The organism is Streptomyces sp. NPDC005017 (genome assembly GCF_042873115.1).
Taxonomy (GTDB): Bacteria; Actinomycetota; Actinomycetes; order Streptomycetales; family Streptomycetaceae; genus Streptomyces.
In genome coordinates this window covers 233,148-248,228 of the sequence record NZ_JBIALD010000002.1, presented here as the reverse complement: position 1 = coordinate 248,228, position 15,081 = coordinate 233,148, and the positions used below count along the sequence as shown (strand labels likewise).

Below are 15,081 nucleotides of genomic sequence, written 5' to 3'. Positions count from 1 at the left end.
CGGTGTACGGCATCGACGTCGGTCACCGCCACGGACGGATCGCCCGGCGCGACGGGGAGGGCCGGCCCGTCGTGGCGACGGTGGACTTCGGGCCCGGCGGTCCCGGCACCGCCGCTGACGCGCTCACGGCCCTGGCCGCCGCCCGGGACGTGCCCTCGCAGAGGTCCGTCGCGCTCGCGCTGCCGCTGGACGAGGACGGCGAACGCGCGGAGGGCCCGCTGCGGCGGGCCGCCGAGGCCGCGGGGCTGACCGTGCTCCACACGATCGCCGAGCCGGTGGCCGTCGCCCTGCACTACCGCGCGGTCGTCGAGGGCACGGACCGCACGGTCCTCGTCCTGGACCAGGGTGCGACCACGCTGGACCTGACCGTGCTCGCCGTCGCCCACGACCGCACGGTCCGGATCGTCGACGCCGAGCGGCACGCCCTCGGCGGGGACGACTGGGACACCGCCCTCGCGGCCGAACTGCTGCACCGCACACCCGACTTGGAGCGGTCCGCCGCCCCGGCCGCCGCCGAACGGCTGCGTCGCGCCCTCGGTGACCAGGGGCGGGAGACCGCCGTCGAGCGGGTCGGCGAGGCGGAGGTCGTGCTCGACCGGGAGACCCTCGACCGGGTGGTGCGGCCGCTGCGCGAGCGGGCCCGGCGGGCGGTCGCCGACCTGTGCGCGCGGACCACCAGCCCGCCGGACGCCGTGCTCCTCGCGGGCGGACTCTCCGAGACGCCGGGCACCGACGCCTGGCTGGAGGGCGCGCTCGGCCTCCAGGTGCGTGCCGCCGACCCGGCCCACGCCGTCGTCGGCGGCCTGCTGCACCTCGCGGACTTCGGCGCCCTGCGGGTCAGGCAGGGCCCGGCCCCGCACCGGGAGGACCCGGAGCCGGGCTCCGCCGCGCACGGAGCCGGCCCCGAGCCCTGGCCGACCGTACGCCCTGAGGACGCGCGTCCGTGGTCCCCGGCCTCGCGCGAGGACCCGGAGCCCGCGTCCCGCACCCCGCACCCGCCGGAACCGGAACCCGAGCCCGAGCCGATCCCGACCCCGATACCGGCCCCGCCCCCGATGCCGGAGCCGGAGCCCGAGGCCGAGCCGATCCCGGCCCCCGCGCCCACCCCACCCCCCGCGCGCACCCCCGAGCCAGCCGTCGCCCCCGGCCCCGAGACCCTCTTCGCCGTCCCCGTCGACGAGCTCCAGGCCATCCGCCGCGGAACCCATCTCCTCGTGCTGTGGGCCTGGCCGCCCGGCGCCCGCACCGCGCGGGTGCGCTGGCGGGTCGAGGGGGACACCGTCGGCGGCTCCCGGGACACCGGGGACATCCAGTGCCCGCGCCGGGTGTACGAGCACGACGGCGGCCTCGATCTCCCGGTGGGGCGCGGGGCCGTGACCCTCACCGTGGAGGCGCTGGTCGCCGAGCCCTCCGTGGACTGCGAGGGCTCCTCCGCGCTGCTGGTCGGCGCCGAACCGCCCGTCGTCGAGTACGAGCCGTCCGTACGGCGGCGGCTGGGCGGGCGGATCGCGACGGTCACCTTCACCTCCGACACCGGCTGCGAACTGCCCGCCCTGCGGATCGTCCACGGCGTCGGCCACTACCGTCCCGCGAGCGCCGCCGAGGGCACGGTCGTCCACGACCTGCCCGCGCAGCGGATCACCGCGCGGGTGCCGCTGCGGGTGGAGTTCCCGCTGCCCGCGACCCGTGGCACGTCCTGGCTGGTCTGCTTCCCGGCCCACCCGGACGCCGCCTCCGACTCCGACACCGCTCCCGACGTGCGCCCCACGGCGCTTCACCGACTGCGGGTGACCTGACATGGCGCGCAGACTGACCTGCCCCTACTGCTACGAGACCTTCGCCGCCCGCGAGATCGCCTTCCGCTGCAACAGCAGGCTCAGCCGCACCCACAAACGCTGCGTGCGGCGCCGCGACGACGTCCTGGCCGACCGGATGGGCCAGCGCGGCGAGGTCGGACCGGCGTTCACGGCGGACGGGCGCTCGGCGACGGCCATGTGCCCGGACTGCGAGGGCGAGACCACCTTCCGGATCTGCCCGGTCTGCCACTCCACCCTGCCCGCCCAGTTCGGGATGGTGGAGAACCGGATGATCGCCATGGTGGGCGCCAAGGCGTCCGGCAAGACCGTCTACACCACCGTCCTGCTGCACGAGATGATGAACAGGGTCGGGACCGCGTTCGGGGCCGCCCTGGTCGGCGCCGACGACGCCACCCTGCAACGCTTCCACACCGACTACCAGGAACACCTCTACCGCGACGGGCAGTTGTTCGCGGGCACCCGGACGGCCGTCACCAACGACAACCGGGTCGATCCGCTGGTCTTCCGGTTCGGGCTGCGCCGCCGCGGACTGTTCGGCGACCGGCCCCAGCACACCGTCCTGTCGTTCTTCGACACCGCGGGCGAGGACTTCAACTCCCGCGAGAACATGGAGCTCAACACCCGCTACCTGATGGGCGCCGACGGCATCGTGCTGCTGCTCGACCCGCTCCAGATGGCCGGCGCGCGGCCGCTGTCACGCCCGGGGACCGCGCTGCCCGGCACCGAGGGCGTCGACAGCCCGCACAACCTGGTGAGCAAGGTGACGAACCTGCTGCTCACCCGGGCCGGCCAGGGGCGCCTGGCGAGACGCTCCGGCACCTCCCGCATCGACACACCCGTCGCGGTGGTCTTCACGAAGATGGACGCCTTCTGGCACGTGCTCGACAAGGGCAGCCCGCTGCGGGCGCACCCGCCGTCCGGCGACCGCTTCGACGAGGAGGACAGCCTCAGCGTCCACGAGGAGGTGCGGACCCTGCTCAAGGGCTGGGACGGCGTGCCGATCGACCGGCTGCTGGAGAACACCTACAGCCGCTACCGGTACTTCGGGGTCTCCGCCCTCGGCCACACCCCCACGGCGGACGCCCGGGTCGCCCGCACCGGCATCCAGCCCTACCGGGTGACGGACCCGCTGCTGTGGCTGCTCAGCGAGTACGGCTCGGTGCCGAGGACGGGCCGCCGGTGACCCCCGGTCCGGCGGCCGGTGCCGTGGAGCAGCTGTACTACACCTCGTGCGAGCGCGGCCTCAGCGGCTTCTCCGGCTTCCAGTTCAACGCGGTGAGCCCCGGGGTCACCACCGAGGCCATGCACACCGTGGAGTCGCTGGCCGGCTACGACCCGCCGCGCACGCTCGCCGAGTCGGAGACCCCCGAGCAGCTGGCCCGCTGCCCGGTCACCCTCTGCTTCTCCCCGGCGCCGCCCGGACCCGGCTCCGGACAGGGCACGACCCTGGTCAACGTCCGCTACGTCGGTCGTGATTCGGCCCGCCGGTTCGGCAACTACTTCGCGCACGCGTTGCATTCACCCTCGGAGGTGGACTTCGCGGCGGCCTGCGGCGGACGGCTCGCCATCGAGCTGTGGGGCTCGCCGGTGTGGACGTCCGCCGTGTCGGCGCGCCCGGAACTGCCGACCCTCGGCGGCGACCGCGGCCCGGTGCCCGCCGGGCCGCTCGACGCCCGCGCGGTGGGGGAGTTCCTCGCCGGACGCCGCCACGCCGAGCAGCTGGACCAGCTGCTCGCGGCGGCGTTCCAGGCGCTGGCCGGAGGGCCCTCGGTCGTGCTGGTGGACCGGTCCACCGAGCGGATCGCGCACTGGTTCGCCGCGGTGAGCTTCCTGCTGCCGCCCCCGCTGGCCCGGCGGCTGTCCTTCTCCACGTACATGCTGCGCCCGACCCGGGGCCGGCACCATCTCATCGGGAGCGTGCCCGAGGCCCGTCCGGAGATCGGGCCGGACGACGAGGACGCCTTCCTGCTCTTCGACTTCGCGGCGGGCCGCTTCCCCGAGACGGTCCCGGTGCACCACGTGGTGCGGCTGCTCACCCGGATCGGGGTGAGCTCGGTCCGCTCGGTGTGGTCCTGGGCGGCGGAGTACACCGACGGCACCGAACAGCACCCGGGCGACTGGCACCCCCCGGTCGCGGCCGCCGCCGCGGCGGGCGGGGTGCGACTGGCCCGGCCCGATGTCACGGCCGTCCTGGACTGGCTGCCCGGCGCCGCCCATCTCGGCACCACACGCGCGGTCGTGGCCCGCGACCTGTGGCGCGGCCGCCTCGCGAGCGGGGAGACGCAGCTCGACGCCCTCGCCCGCGCCGCCCGCGACGGCGGCGACCGCGACCTGCACCGCGAACTCGAAGGAGCCCTGCTCGAAACCCGGTTGCGGGCCTATGTGCGCGGCGCGCCGGCCGCCGTGGCGCCCGAGCCGGTCAGCGGCAGCGCCGAACTGCTGCTGAAAGCGGTGGAGTTGTGGGAGCGGCTCGCCGGTGAGGCGGACACGGCCCGGGAACGGGCCCGGCTGCTGCTGTGGGCCGTGGACGCCGAGGTCGCGCCGCCGGCCGCGCAGCGGGCCCGGGTCTGCCGCGAGCTGGCCGCCGGACTCCTGCGCGCGGCGACGGCCCGTACGCCGGACCCGGCCCTGCGAGCCGACGTCAAACGGCTGCTGTCCGTCTCCGCCGAGTTCCGCGGCGCGCTGCTCTCCCGGCTCGACGAACTCCTCGACGGGCGCGCCGGACAGCACGAGCTGTTCGCCCAGTTCCCCGCGGAACTGCTGAGGTTCGAAGACCTGGCGGGCCGCCCGCTGCTCCAGGAGCACCATCTGCTGGCGGCGGCGGAGCGGGAACCGGCCGTCTCGGCGCAGACGTTGCTGCGGATTCTCGAGGTGCGCGGCCAGGCCCTCCCCGACGGCGCGCTGCTGCGCGCCGTGTGGCGCGGCACCCCGTGGACCCACCGGGAGGCCGTACGGCTGGCGGCCGCGCTGCCCCTGGGCGGCGCAGGGGGGAGGGGCGGGGACGGGTCGCTCGCCGAGTGGTTCGGGCGGGCGGTGCAGCGCGAGGTCACCGACGAGGCCGGGCTGACGACGCTGCTCGACCTGTGCGGGCTGCTCGACGCGCCGGAGCGCCGCGCCTGGCTGGCGCCGGACACCGTAGCGACCGTGCGGCGCACGCTCGACCTGGAGGCGCGCCTGAAGGAGACCCCGGACGCGGCACGGCTCGCGGCGGAGTTCGCCGGGGACCCGCTGCCCGCCCCTGTCCGGGCGCTGCGCAGGCTGCGGCTCGCCGGGGCGCTGGCCGCCGCGCCCGTCGAGCCGGGAGTGGTCCCGGGGATGCTGCGCGACCTCACCTTCGACACCGCGGACCGCTATCTGCGCGAGCTCCACCGACGGACCGTGCAGGCCCGCGAACGCGGGCACCCCGTCACGGAAAGGCTGCTCGGCCATGTCGGCGGCCTCGCCCTGGCCCGGCGCGGACGCCTGGGGCTGCCCGAGAGCCATGCGACCCTCGTGGACCGCATCGTCTCCGTGGCCGTCTTCGAATGGCGGGGCGAGGACATCGAGCGGCTCGCCGCCGTCGTCCGGCCGCACGACGCGGACGTCGCCGACGCCGCCGTGGAACTGGCCCGCGAGCGCCGCGCCGCCACGAAGGGCTGGCGCCGGCTCACCGACCTGCGCCGGTTCGGACGGCCCGGCCGCGGCCCCGAGGGGAGGGCATGACATGGGTGAAGCGTGGGTGGTGATCCTCGCCTCGGTGCTCGGGATCTTCGTCGCGATCGGGGCCTGCACGATCGTGGTACGCGCGCTCGGCCTGGTGGGCGAGCTGCTGTGGCGCTACGGGCGGCTGCTCGTCGGCGTCATGGTCCGGCGCACCGCCGAACACCAGACGATCCCGCCGTACCGGCCCGAGGACGAGCCCGTCCCCGCGTACCGCAACTACCTCTTCGGGCCCGCCGTCCGCGATCTGCACCAGATCGTCAATCTGGGCGCGGCCATGTGGGGCCGGTCCGTCGGTGACCGCTTCCGCACACTGGCCCAGGAACGGCTGACCCAGGCCCGGGAACCGGGCGCGCTGAAGATCGCACAGGCGCTGGCGCTGCTCGCCGGTCTCGCGCTCGGCGCAGTGCTGTCCCTGCCGCTGCTGCTGCTCCTGCTCGGCCTGCACGCGCTCCTCGTCCTGCTGCTCCACCTCGCGGCCCGGCTGCTCGCGGCCGTGCTGCGCGGACTCGACCGGGCCGTGCTGCGCCTGAAGGGCCTCGACCGGGGCGTGCTCTGCCCGCACTGCTACGAACGCGTGCCCTACCCGTCGTACGCCTGCCCGCGCGCGGAGTGCCGGCGGCGGCACGGCGACATCCGGCCGGGCCGGTACGGCGTCGTCCGGCGCCGCTGCGCCTGCGGGGCCCGGATGCCGACCCTGCTGATCCTGATGCGCCGCAGGAACCGGCTCGCCGCGTTCTGCACGCACGCGCACTGCGGCAAGCCGCTCAACCGGGACGCCGGGCACGCCCGGGAGACCGCGGTGCCGCTGGTCGGCGGCCGGGCGGCCGGCAAGACCCAGCTGATGGCGGCCATGCTGATGACCCTGGAGTCCGCAGCCGGGTCGGGCGGGCCCGAACTGCGGCTCGCGGACGAGGACTCGGTGGCCGGCTACCGGGTGCTGCGGGAGGTCCTGGCCATGCGCGGACACACCCGCGCCACCCAGCGCAACCTCGCCAGGGCCCACTCGGCGATCCTCGGCCAGGGGCGGACCGAGCAGCTGGTGCACCTCTTCGACGCCGCCGGCGAACACTTCGCCAAGGGCGAGGACACCGACGCCCTGCGCTATGTACGAGCCGCCCGTACGGTCGTGTTCGTGCTGGACCCGCTGGCCGTGGACGTGACCTGGGAACTGCTCGACGCCGCGGGCGGCCCCGCCGTGGACCGCACCCTCGCCTCCACCGACCGGCCCGACACCGTCTTCGCCAACGCCTCCCAGACGGTGGCCCGGCTCGGCGAGCGCGGCACCCGGCCACGGCTGGCCGTCGCCGTCAGCAAGACGGACCTGCTCGCGGGACACGGGGTGCTCCCCGAGCGGCTCGACGACAGCGCGGCCGCCCGTGCCTGGCTGACCGAGGGACTCGGCCTGGGGAACCTGGTGCAGGCGATGGAGCTGGAGTTCCGGGAGGTGCGGTACTTCTTCACCGCCGCCGTGACCGACGAGGACGGCGCGGTCGACCCGAGCCTCGTGCCGTTCGTGGCCTGGTGCCTGCACGGCACGGCCACCGGCCCGCACCGGCCCGTCCGCCCGGGGAACACCACGACCCTCCGCCCGCCCGGCCGCCGCCCCCTGCTCCCGCGCCCCCGGCGCCGTTAGGCCTCTCCGTCTCAGGTCAGCCGCTGCTCGGCCCAGATCGTCTTGCCCCGGGCCAGCGCACGCGTGCCCCACCGGTCGGCGAAGCGGCCGACGAGGTACATGCCGCGACCGCCCTCGTCGTTCTCGTCGGCCAGCCGAAGGTGCGGGGAGGCGCTGTTGGTGTCGGTGACCTCGCAGATCAGGGCGTTGTCCCGGATCAGCCGCAGATCGAGCGGCCCCGAGGCGTACCGCACCGCGTTGGTGACCAGCTCGCTGACGATCAGCTCGGCGGCCACTGCCACCTCGCCGTCGAGCCCCCACTCGGCGAGCCGCCCGGCCACCAGCCGCCGGGCCCGCGAGGCGCTGCGCGGATCGCCGGGCAGGGTCCAGGAGACGGTGGAGTCGGGACCGAGGGCCCGGGTGCGCGCCAGGAGCAGCAGGGCGTCGTCCTCGGGCCCGTGCGGCAGCAGGGCGCCCACCACGGCGTCGCACAGCTGCCGCAGCGGTCGGTCCCGCAGCCCGGCCAGCCGGCTCTCCAGCTCGGCCGGATCACCGCCGGGCACCAGGCCCCGGTTGAACAGGGCGAGCAGACTGTCCGCCGGCATCGCCACCGACGTCGTACGGTACGAGGCGGTGCCGCTGCCCAGCTGGGGACCCTGGTCGACGTCGAGGCTGTACGGCGGTGCGCCGGGCACGGCCACCACGGGCGCGGGGTGCGCCGCGGCGGCGGCCTCGCAGCGCAGCTCCACCGGGTCGTGGACGACGTAGAGACAGCCCGCCGCGAGCTCGTTCTCCGGACCGCCGCGCTGCTGCTCCATCGCCAGACGGGCCGTCAGTTCGTGCAGCCGGGTGAGGAGTTCGGCGGGCTCCAGGTCCATCGCGGCGAACGCGTGCACGGCCGTGCGCAGTTGCCCCATCGCGGTCGCCGCGCGCAGCCCGCTGCCCTGGACGTCGCCGGAGACCAGGGCGACCCGGGCGCCGGACAGCGGGATCACATCGAACCAGGTACCGCCCGCGGCCACCGGGAGATAGGTGTGGGCGGTCTCGACGGCCCGGGAGTGCGGCACCCGCGCCGGGACCAGGTCGCGCTGGGCGATCCGGGCGAGGGTGCGCTCACGGGTGTAGAGCCGGGCGTTGTCCAGACAGAGCGCGGCCCGCCCCGCCAGCACCTTGCCCATGTCGACGTCCATGTCGTCGAACGGCTCCGACTCGCCCGCCCGGTACAGCACGGCGAGGCCCAGCACCACGCCGCGGGCGGTGAGCGGCAGCACGAGCATGGCGTGCGCGCTGTTGCGCCGGAACAGCTCGGCGCGCTTCGGATCGCGCCCCAGCCACTCCTCCTGCCCCAGCCCGGTGAGGTCGTTCACCAGCCGCGGCGTGAGGTCCGCGAGGGCGTCCGCGTAGGGGGTGGCCCGCCGCATCAGCCGTACGCCGCCGATGGCGTGCACCCCGGCGACATCGGCACCCGGCATCGCGGCGAAGGCCGCGCGGCGGACGGTGACCGCGTCCAGCAGCGGGCCGGGGGCCGGGGCCTCGCCGTGCAGGACCGAGTCGAGCACGTCCACGGCGATCGCGTCCGCGAAGGCGGGCACGGCGATGTCGGCCAGCTCCGCCGCGGTGCGGAAGACGTCCAGCGAGCTGCCGATCACCGCGGACGCCTGCTCCAGCAGGCCCACGCGGTGCTCGGCGCGCCCGCGCACGGTGAGGTCGGTGACGGTCGCGGCCAGGCCCAGCACACCGCCGTCCGGGCCGCGCAGGGGGAAGGCCGACACGGACAGCGTGGCGTGCCGCACCGCGCACCGCAGACCGCGGACCGGGGCACCCGTGGCCAGGGCCGTGCGCAGCGCCTTGCGCACCTCCGGGACCGACAGGGCGAGTCCGAGCCGCGCGGGGCTCGACGCGGAGCGCACCACGGCCAGCTCGCGGTCGAGCACATGCACGTCCCCCAGCGACTCGGCGGTCAGCACGTCGAACAGGTCCGCCCCGAGAGAGCGCAGCACCTCGTCCGGCGGCGGCCGGTGCTTCTCGGCGTCCGGGTCGGGTCCCACGGCCTACCCCCTCACGGGCTGCGGCTTGGGTTCGGGCGGGTTCACCAGCTGTCCGACGACGGTCGCGACGACCGAGGAGAGGACGATCAGCGGCATCTGGTCGTAGGCGTCGCCGCCCAGCAGCAGGGTGGTGAGCACCGCGCTGGTCAGCGGAAGTCTGGTGACGACGGCGGCGGCCGCGGTGATGCCCAGGGCGAGCGCGGGCGTCGGGCCGAGGCCGGCCAGGCCGGAGAAGGCCATCGCGGTCGCCCCGCCCAGCAGCACGGACGGGAAGATCGGGCCGCCGCGCAGCGCGCCGAGGCTGATGCCCCAGGCCAGGCCCTTGCACACGACGAGCGCCACCAGCGCCCCCACCGACCAGCTCTGCGGGTCGGCGGCGAGCTGCCCGAGCGCGGCCTGCCCGGAGAGCGCGGCCTCCTGCGGGTTGCGGCCGGTGATGACGGCGTAGGCGCTCAGACAGACACCCACCGCGACCGCGACCGCGACGGTGCGCCGCGCCTTGTGCCGCCCGGTCCAGGTCTCGGTGCCGTAGCCGATGCGGTGGGCGCCCGCGACGACCAGCGCGACCAGCGCGGCCACCGGGATGCCCCACAGGAAGTCACCGGCGTCCGGTTTGACGTTCGGCGGTACGTTCGGCAGGGCGAGGGCGCCGACGGACAGACCGGTCCAGTCGCCGAAGCCGGTGAAGACCAGCGCGCCCGTGCCGCTGGCGACGAGACAGGGCAGCAGCACGGCGACGAGCTGCGGCCCGCCGAACCCGGCGGCCTCGACGACCATCACGGCCGCCACCACCGGGCCGCCCAGGATGGTGGAGATGGCGGCGGTGGAACCGGCCGTGGCGAGCATCGCGGTCGCCTTCGGCTCCTGCGCCCGGCGCGCGAACTGCACGACGAGCAGGGCGAGTCCGCTGCCGAGCGCCATCAGCGGCGCCTCCGGGCCGAGGACCACACCGAGCGGGAGCGTGGCGAGCGCGGCGAGCACGACACCGGGCAGGTCCTTCGGGCCGAGCGGGCGGCCGCCGCCGAGTCCGTGCACCGGCACATGGCCGCCGCCGCCCGGCATCCGGGTGACGATCGGCGCGAGGATCAGTCCGGCGAGCAGCAGCGCGGGCAGCGGCCACCACCAGGGCGCGCGGTCGTACCCGACGGCCTCCGGCAGCGACTCCCACACCCAGTGCTGGAGCTGGTGCTGGAAGCTCACGAAGAAGAAGCAGGCCAGCGCGATGGGCACACCCAGCACCCCGCACACCAGCAGAAGCCTCAGATAGCGGCGGCTGAGCAGGACGGTACGCAGATCCGGGGGCGCGGGAGCGGCGGGGCCGGCCGCGCCTCCGCCCGCCGGGGTCCCTGTCCCCTCAGACGCCACGGCGCCGGACTCCGCGGGCCACCGCGCCCCGGCCGACCGCGGACAGGAGGGAGGTGACGGTCAGCCCGATCGCGAGCCAGACCGCGGCCGTGCCCACCTTGGTCCCGGTGCCGGCCGCCGTGGTGAACGGCAGCAGGACCACCCCGGCGGTGACCAGCACGCCGATCCAGCCGAAGAACCGCACGGGCTGCGGCACGGTCAGGATGACCACATGCAGCAGCGCGGTCGCCACGAGCGCGGCCACGGCGGCGCCGGCGGCGGGCAGCGCGGTGGAGGCGTCCGCCATGGCACCGTCCCGCTCGGGCGCGAGGACCGGGATGCCGAGCACCCCGCGCACCAGCAGGACGGCGACCACGGCGGTCAGGCCCGCCACACCGGCGGTCATCACCCCGCCGGACCACAGCCGGGCCGCGTTCAGCCGGCCCGTCGGTTCCCCGGGCAGCGGCTGCGGATAGCCGGTGGGGGAGCCGCCCCGGCCGTACGGCGTCGGGGTCGGCGGCCCTGCGGGCGGCTGGTTCGTGGGCTGCACGTGCGGGCTCCTCTCGGTCGACGGAGCTGGGGCGTCCACGAGGCGGTGGCCAGGGGCGGTCGGGCCGCCCCGCGACCAGGTCGGTGCGGGGCGGCCGGTTCTCCGCGACTTCTCTGCGATTTCTCTGCGATGTCACTGCGACCGGGTGGACCGGCTTCCGCGTGAACCGGTGCGTCGGCTTCCGCGTGAACACGCGCCGGCTTCCGCGTGAACAGGCGGGCGGGGACGGCCGGCCCGGTCCGGGCCGGCCGTCCGGGGCGCTCAGGCCTCCTCGAAGACCTCGCGGAGCTTCGCTTCCTTCTCGGCCGAGAGGTTCGTGCTGATCAGCTCGGTGTGCTCGGGCGGGAACGCCGAGCGCACCCGGTCCACCACGGCGTCCTGCGACAGGAGGAACAGCGCCGAAGTGCCGGGCGTGACCTTGGACTTGACCGAGTCGATGAAGTCGTCGTCGATGCCGACGTCCGCCATCTTGCCGCCGAGCGCGCCCGCCGCCGCGCCGATCGCGGCGCCCAGCAGCGGCATGAAGAAGATCAGGCCGAAGAGCATGCCCCAGAAGGTGCCGGACAGGGCGCCCACGCCCGCGAGGTTGTGCATCTGCCTGGTCTTCGGCTTGGCCGCGCCCTCGGGCCAGCTGACCACGGCCGCGTCCACGATTTTGATCAGTTCCTGCTTCTGCAGGTCACGCAGGCTGTTCTCGACGGCTGCCGCCCCCTCGGGGGCGTCGAACTTCCACACGGTCAACGTCGCCACGCCGGGCCTCCGGTGTTCTCGGACTTCGGGTTGGTGCGTCTCAGTAAAACCAAAGGGTGCGGAAGCCGCATTTCGGAAAATCACCCGTTCGGGCTCCGTCGCATGGCCGCCCGTCCCGCTCCGGCCGAGGCTCCAGACATGAGCCAGCAGGGAGCGACCCCGTCCGGAACCCCGTCGAGCACCACGGACGGCACCTGGCCGCCGCGGCAGCCCGCCGGCCGTCGCGGCGGCTGGGAGTCCGGCGGCGTCACCTTCGCCGGTGTCCTGATGCTGTGCGGCGGTGCCGTCGCCGTCCTCCAGGGCATCGCCGCGATCGCCAAGGACGACGTCTACCGCCGCGTCGGCAGCTACGTCTACGAGTTCGACCTGACCGGCTGGGGTGTCCTGCACATCGTGCTCGGCGTGCTCGTCGCCCTCACCGGCTGGGGACTGCTGAGCGGTTGGCCCTGGACCCGCGCCGCGGGCATCGTGCTGGCCTCCCTCGGTCTCGTCCTCCACTTCCTGTTCCTGCCGTACCAGCCCTTCTGGGGCGTGACGACGATGGCCATCGACCTGTTCGTGATCTGGTCGCTGGTCTCGGCGGGCCCCGACCCGGGCGGCCGGTAGCCGGGCCCGGGCGCCCCGCGCGGCCGCGAGTGGCCCCGTGCCGCGCGGACGGGGATAATTGCTGACATGCCGCGCAGTGCAACGAAGGAAGGCGGCCCGTCGACCCTGACGGTCAAGGGACGGGACATGCGGCTGCGGACCATCGGTTTCGTGGTCCTCGCAGTCCTGGCGATCTGGTTCATCGCGGTCAACACCGAGTCGGTCACCATCAGACTGTGGATCCCCACGGTCACGCTCCCGCTGTGGATCGTCCTCACGGTGACCCTGCTCGTGGGCGTCGTCCTGGGCCTGTTCCTCGCCCACCGGCGCCGCGCCCGCCGATGACCCCCGGCGCCGCGCCCGCCGACGACCCATCGGGGCCGTGCCCGCCGATGACCCCTCGGGGCCGTGCCCGCCGATGACCTCTCGGCGCCGCGTCCGCCGACGACCCCCGGCGTCGCGTCCGCCGATGACCTCTCGGCGCCGCGTCCGCCGACGACCCATCGGGGCCGCGTCCGCCGACGTCTCCCCTGCGACCGTGAGTCCGGCGGCGTCCGCCGATTCCGCCCCGCCACCGTGAACGTGCGATACGTGCGATACGCGCGATGCGACGACCGCCCATCGAGGACAGTAGTCGTCCGCAACGCTCGCTAGCGTGCCCGTATGACCAAGACGCCCTCCTCGCAGGCCCCCGTCCTCGGCCTCCGCGCCCTCAACCGCGCGACCCTCGACCGGCAGTTCCTGCTGCGCCGTGCCCCCGTGTCCGCGCGGGCCGCGGTGGAGCACCTCGCGGGGCTCCAGGCGCAGGAGGTGAAGCCGCCGTACTACGCGCTCGCCGCGCGCCTGGACGGGTTCGCGCCCGAGGACCTGGCCGGGCCACTGGAGCGGCGCGAGGTCGTGCGGATCGTGACCATGCGGTCCACCATCCATCTGCACACCGCCGCTGACGCCCTCACCCTGCGCCCGCTGGTGCAGCCCGCCCGGGACCGGGAGATCGGCTACTTCCGCAGGGGGCTCGTCGGCGTCGACCTGGACCGGCTGGCCATCCTCGCGCGGGAGTTCGTCGAGACCGAGCCGCGCACCATGAAGCAGCTGCGCGAGGCCCTCGGCGCCGAGTGGCCGGACGCCGACCCGCAGTCCCTGGCCGTCGCCGCCCGCTGCAAGCTGCCGCTCGTCCAGGTCACCCCGCGCGGACTGTGGGGCCGTGGCGGCCAGGTCTCGCTGACCACCGTGGAGCACTGGCTGGGCAGGCCCGCCGAGCCCGCCGCGTCCGCCGAGGACACGGTCCTGCGCTATCTCGGCGCCTTCGGCCCGGCCTCGGTGAAGGACATGCAGACCTGGTCGGGCCTGACCCGGATGCGCCCCGTCTTCGAACGGCTGCGCCCGCGGCTGCTCACCTTCCGCGACGAGAACGGCGTCGAGCTCTTCGACGTACCCGAGGCGCCACGGCCCGACCCGGAGACCCCGGCGCCACCGCGCTTCCTGCCCGAGTTCGACAACCTGCTGCTCTCGCACGCCGACCGCACCCGGGTGATCCCGCCCGCGAACCGCGGCCGCACCTGGCAGGCCAACACGTTCTACCGCCCGCTGCTGGTGGACGGCCTCCTCGCGGGCGTGTGGCGGATCATCGACGAGGCCCTGGTGATCGAGCCGTTCACCACCCTCACCGGGGCGCGGCGCGCGGAGGTCGCCGAGGAGGGCGCCCGTGTGCTGGACGTCCTGCACCGGGGCGCCGGGTACGACGTCAGGTTCGGCACCGTGATCGTGTGAGGGCATTGGATAGGGGGCGTTGCGGGCCGCTCGTGGAGGCCCGCAACGCCCCCTGGTCACTCACCTGAGGGGTACTCAGGAGTCTTCTGGGTTCACGAGTTGACCTGCGCGGTCACCAGGCTGGAGAAGCTCGTCAGCCGGGTGTAGACGCCGGGGTACCCGGCCCTCGCGCAGCCCTCGCCCCAGGAAGTGATCCCTGCCAGGACGCCCCCGATGAGCAGGGGACCGCCGCTGTCGCCCTGGCAGGTGTCGACGCCGCCGGAGGTGTATCCGGCGCAGACCATTTCGCCCGCGACGTAGTCGGAGCCGTAGGAGGTGCGGCAGCTGCTGTCGGAGACGGTCGGGACGGTCGCCGTCCGCAGCTGGTTGGAGGAGCTGCCGCTCTCGGAGGTGGTGCCCCAGCCGACCACCCGGGCGGTGGTGCCGGCCGCGTACACACCCGTCTGCGAGGAGGTCACGTACCTCGCCGTGGTGTACGGCATCGACGTCGACAGCGTCAGCACCGCGACGTCCTCGCCGTTGGTGGCGTCGGAGTAGTTCGGGTGGATCCAGATCCGGCTGACGCGGCTCACTGTGCCGTTGGTGCCGTTGAGGTACGTGCGGCCGCCCACGACCCGGACGGAGCCGGTGGTCTCGCCGGCCATGCAGTGCGCGGCGGTGACGACCTTGGTGGGGGCGACCAGGGTGCCGCCGCAGAACTGGTTCTGCGAGGCGTCGGTGATCTGCATCATGAACGGGTACGTGGACGTCGTGGTCGTGCTGCCGCCCACGACGGGGCTGGGGGCGGCGGAGGCCGGCGCGGCGACGAGCGCGGTGGTGGCGGCGGCGGCCGTGGCGGCCAGGGCGACGGCGGACTTCTTCGCGACGGCGGATCTTCCTGCACGGGTGAGCCCGAACATGAGT

The 15,081-nt window shown here is 74.9% G+C and carries 12 protein-coding genes; 7 read left to right on the top strand and 5 right to left on the bottom strand.

Features of this window, described 5'->3' with window-relative positions:
- Positions 1-2: 2 nt before the first annotated feature.
- From ACFYR0_RS03910 to ACFYR0_RS03895, 4 genes are read left to right on the top strand one after another with little or no spacing between them, the layout of a single operon-like run.
- On the top strand, positions 3-1,796 hold the full coding sequence (locus ACFYR0_RS03910) for an Hsp70 family protein (RefSeq protein WP_389321568.1): 1,794 nt from the start codon (positions 3-5) through the stop codon (positions 1,794-1,796).
- 1 nt (position 1,797) lies between these two features.
- A complete protein-coding gene (locus ACFYR0_RS03905; RefSeq protein WP_389321566.1) occupies positions 1,798-3,000 on the top strand; it encodes a hypothetical protein in 1,203 nt (400 codons plus the stop codon).
- On the top strand, positions 2,952-5,519 hold the full coding sequence (locus ACFYR0_RS03900) for a GTPase-associated protein 1-related protein (protein WP_389321564.1): 2,568 nt from the start codon (positions 2,952-2,954) through the stop codon (positions 5,517-5,519). The genes ACFYR0_RS03905 and ACFYR0_RS03900 overlap by 49 nt, the downstream gene beginning before the upstream one ends.
- 1 nt (position 5,520) lies before the next feature.
- Positions 5,521-7,152, top strand: coding sequence for a hypothetical protein (locus tag ACFYR0_RS03895; RefSeq protein WP_389321562.1), 1,632 nt, complete (start codon positions 5,521-5,523; stop codon positions 7,150-7,152).
- An 11-nt stretch (positions 7,153-7,163) separates the two neighbouring features.
- On the opposite strand, the gene ACFYR0_RS03890 is transcribed toward ACFYR0_RS03895, so the two are convergent.
- From ACFYR0_RS03890 to ACFYR0_RS03875, 4 genes are all read right to left on the bottom strand, one after another.
- The gene (locus ACFYR0_RS03890) at positions 7,164-9,179 is read right to left on the bottom strand and encodes a SpoIIE family protein phosphatase (RefSeq protein WP_389321560.1); all 2,016 of its coding nucleotides are present in this window, start codon (positions 9,177-9,179) and stop codon (positions 7,164-7,166) included.
- A 3-nt stretch (positions 9,180-9,182) separates the two neighbouring features.
- A complete protein-coding gene (locus ACFYR0_RS03885) occupies positions 9,183-10,544 on the bottom strand; it encodes a chloride channel protein (RefSeq protein WP_389321558.1) in 1,362 nt (453 codons plus the stop codon).
- Positions 10,534-11,073, bottom strand: coding sequence for a DUF6069 family protein (locus ACFYR0_RS03880; RefSeq protein ID WP_389321556.1), 540 nt, complete (start codon positions 11,071-11,073; stop codon positions 10,534-10,536). Before ACFYR0_RS03880 ends, ACFYR0_RS03885 begins: the two co-directional genes overlap by 11 nt.
- A gap of 261 nt (positions 11,074-11,334) precedes the next feature.
- Entirely contained in the window at positions 11,335-11,823 is a 489-nt protein-coding gene (locus tag ACFYR0_RS03875) for a DUF1269 domain-containing protein (protein ID WP_386385906.1), read from the bottom strand.
- Positions 11,824-11,961: 138 nt separating this feature from the next.
- Here ACFYR0_RS03875 and ACFYR0_RS03870 point away from each other — a divergent pair, with 138 nt between their 5' ends.
- The 3 genes from ACFYR0_RS03870 (at position 11,962) to ACFYR0_RS03860 (ending at position 14,178) form a co-directional block, all read left to right on the top strand.
- A complete protein-coding gene (locus ACFYR0_RS03870; protein ID WP_389321554.1) occupies positions 11,962-12,429 on the top strand; it encodes a hypothetical protein in 468 nt (155 codons plus the stop codon).
- A gap of 66 nt (positions 12,430-12,495) precedes the next feature.
- Positions 12,496-12,753, top strand: a complete 258-nt coding sequence (locus ACFYR0_RS03865) for a LapA family protein (protein WP_389321553.1) — start codon at positions 12,496-12,498, stop codon at positions 12,751-12,753.
- Positions 12,754-13,071: 318 nt separating this feature from the next.
- The gene (locus ACFYR0_RS03860) at positions 13,072-14,178 is read left to right on the top strand and encodes a winged helix DNA-binding domain-containing protein (RefSeq protein ID WP_389321551.1); all 1,107 of its coding nucleotides are present in this window, start codon (positions 13,072-13,074) and stop codon (positions 14,176-14,178) included.
- A 92-nt stretch (positions 14,179-14,270) separates the two neighbouring features.
- Here the strand turns inward: ACFYR0_RS03860 and ACFYR0_RS03855 are convergent, their stop codons facing one another.
- Positions 14,271-15,077, bottom strand: a complete 807-nt coding sequence (locus tag ACFYR0_RS03855; RefSeq protein WP_389321549.1) for a S1 family peptidase — start codon at positions 15,075-15,077, stop codon at positions 14,271-14,273.
- Between the last annotated feature and the right edge of the window lie 4 nt (positions 15,078-15,081).

Excerpts from the sequence above, each read along its gene's own strand:
- ACFYR0_RS03905 (WP_389321566.1), top strand. The coding sequence starts at position 1,798 with ATGGCGCGCAGACTGACCTGCCCCTACTGCTACGAGACCTTCGCCGCC.
- ACFYR0_RS03895 (WP_389321562.1), top strand. The coding sequence starts at position 5,521 with ATGGGTGAAGCGTGGGTGGTGATCCTCGCCTCGGTGCTCGGGATCTTC.
- ACFYR0_RS03870 (WP_389321554.1), top strand. The coding sequence starts at position 11,962 with ATGAGCCAGCAGGGAGCGACCCCGTCCGGAACCCCGTCGAGCACCACG.
- ACFYR0_RS03865 (WP_389321553.1), top strand. The coding sequence starts at position 12,496 with ATGCCGCGCAGTGCAACGAAGGAAGGCGGCCCGTCGACCCTGACGGTC.
- ACFYR0_RS03860 (WP_389321551.1), top strand. The coding sequence starts at position 13,072 with ATGACCAAGACGCCCTCCTCGCAGGCCCCCGTCCTCGGCCTCCGCGCC.
- ACFYR0_RS03855 (WP_389321549.1), bottom strand. The coding sequence starts at position 15,077 with ATGTTCGGGCTCACCCGTGCAGGAAGATCCGCCGTCGCGAAGAAGTCC.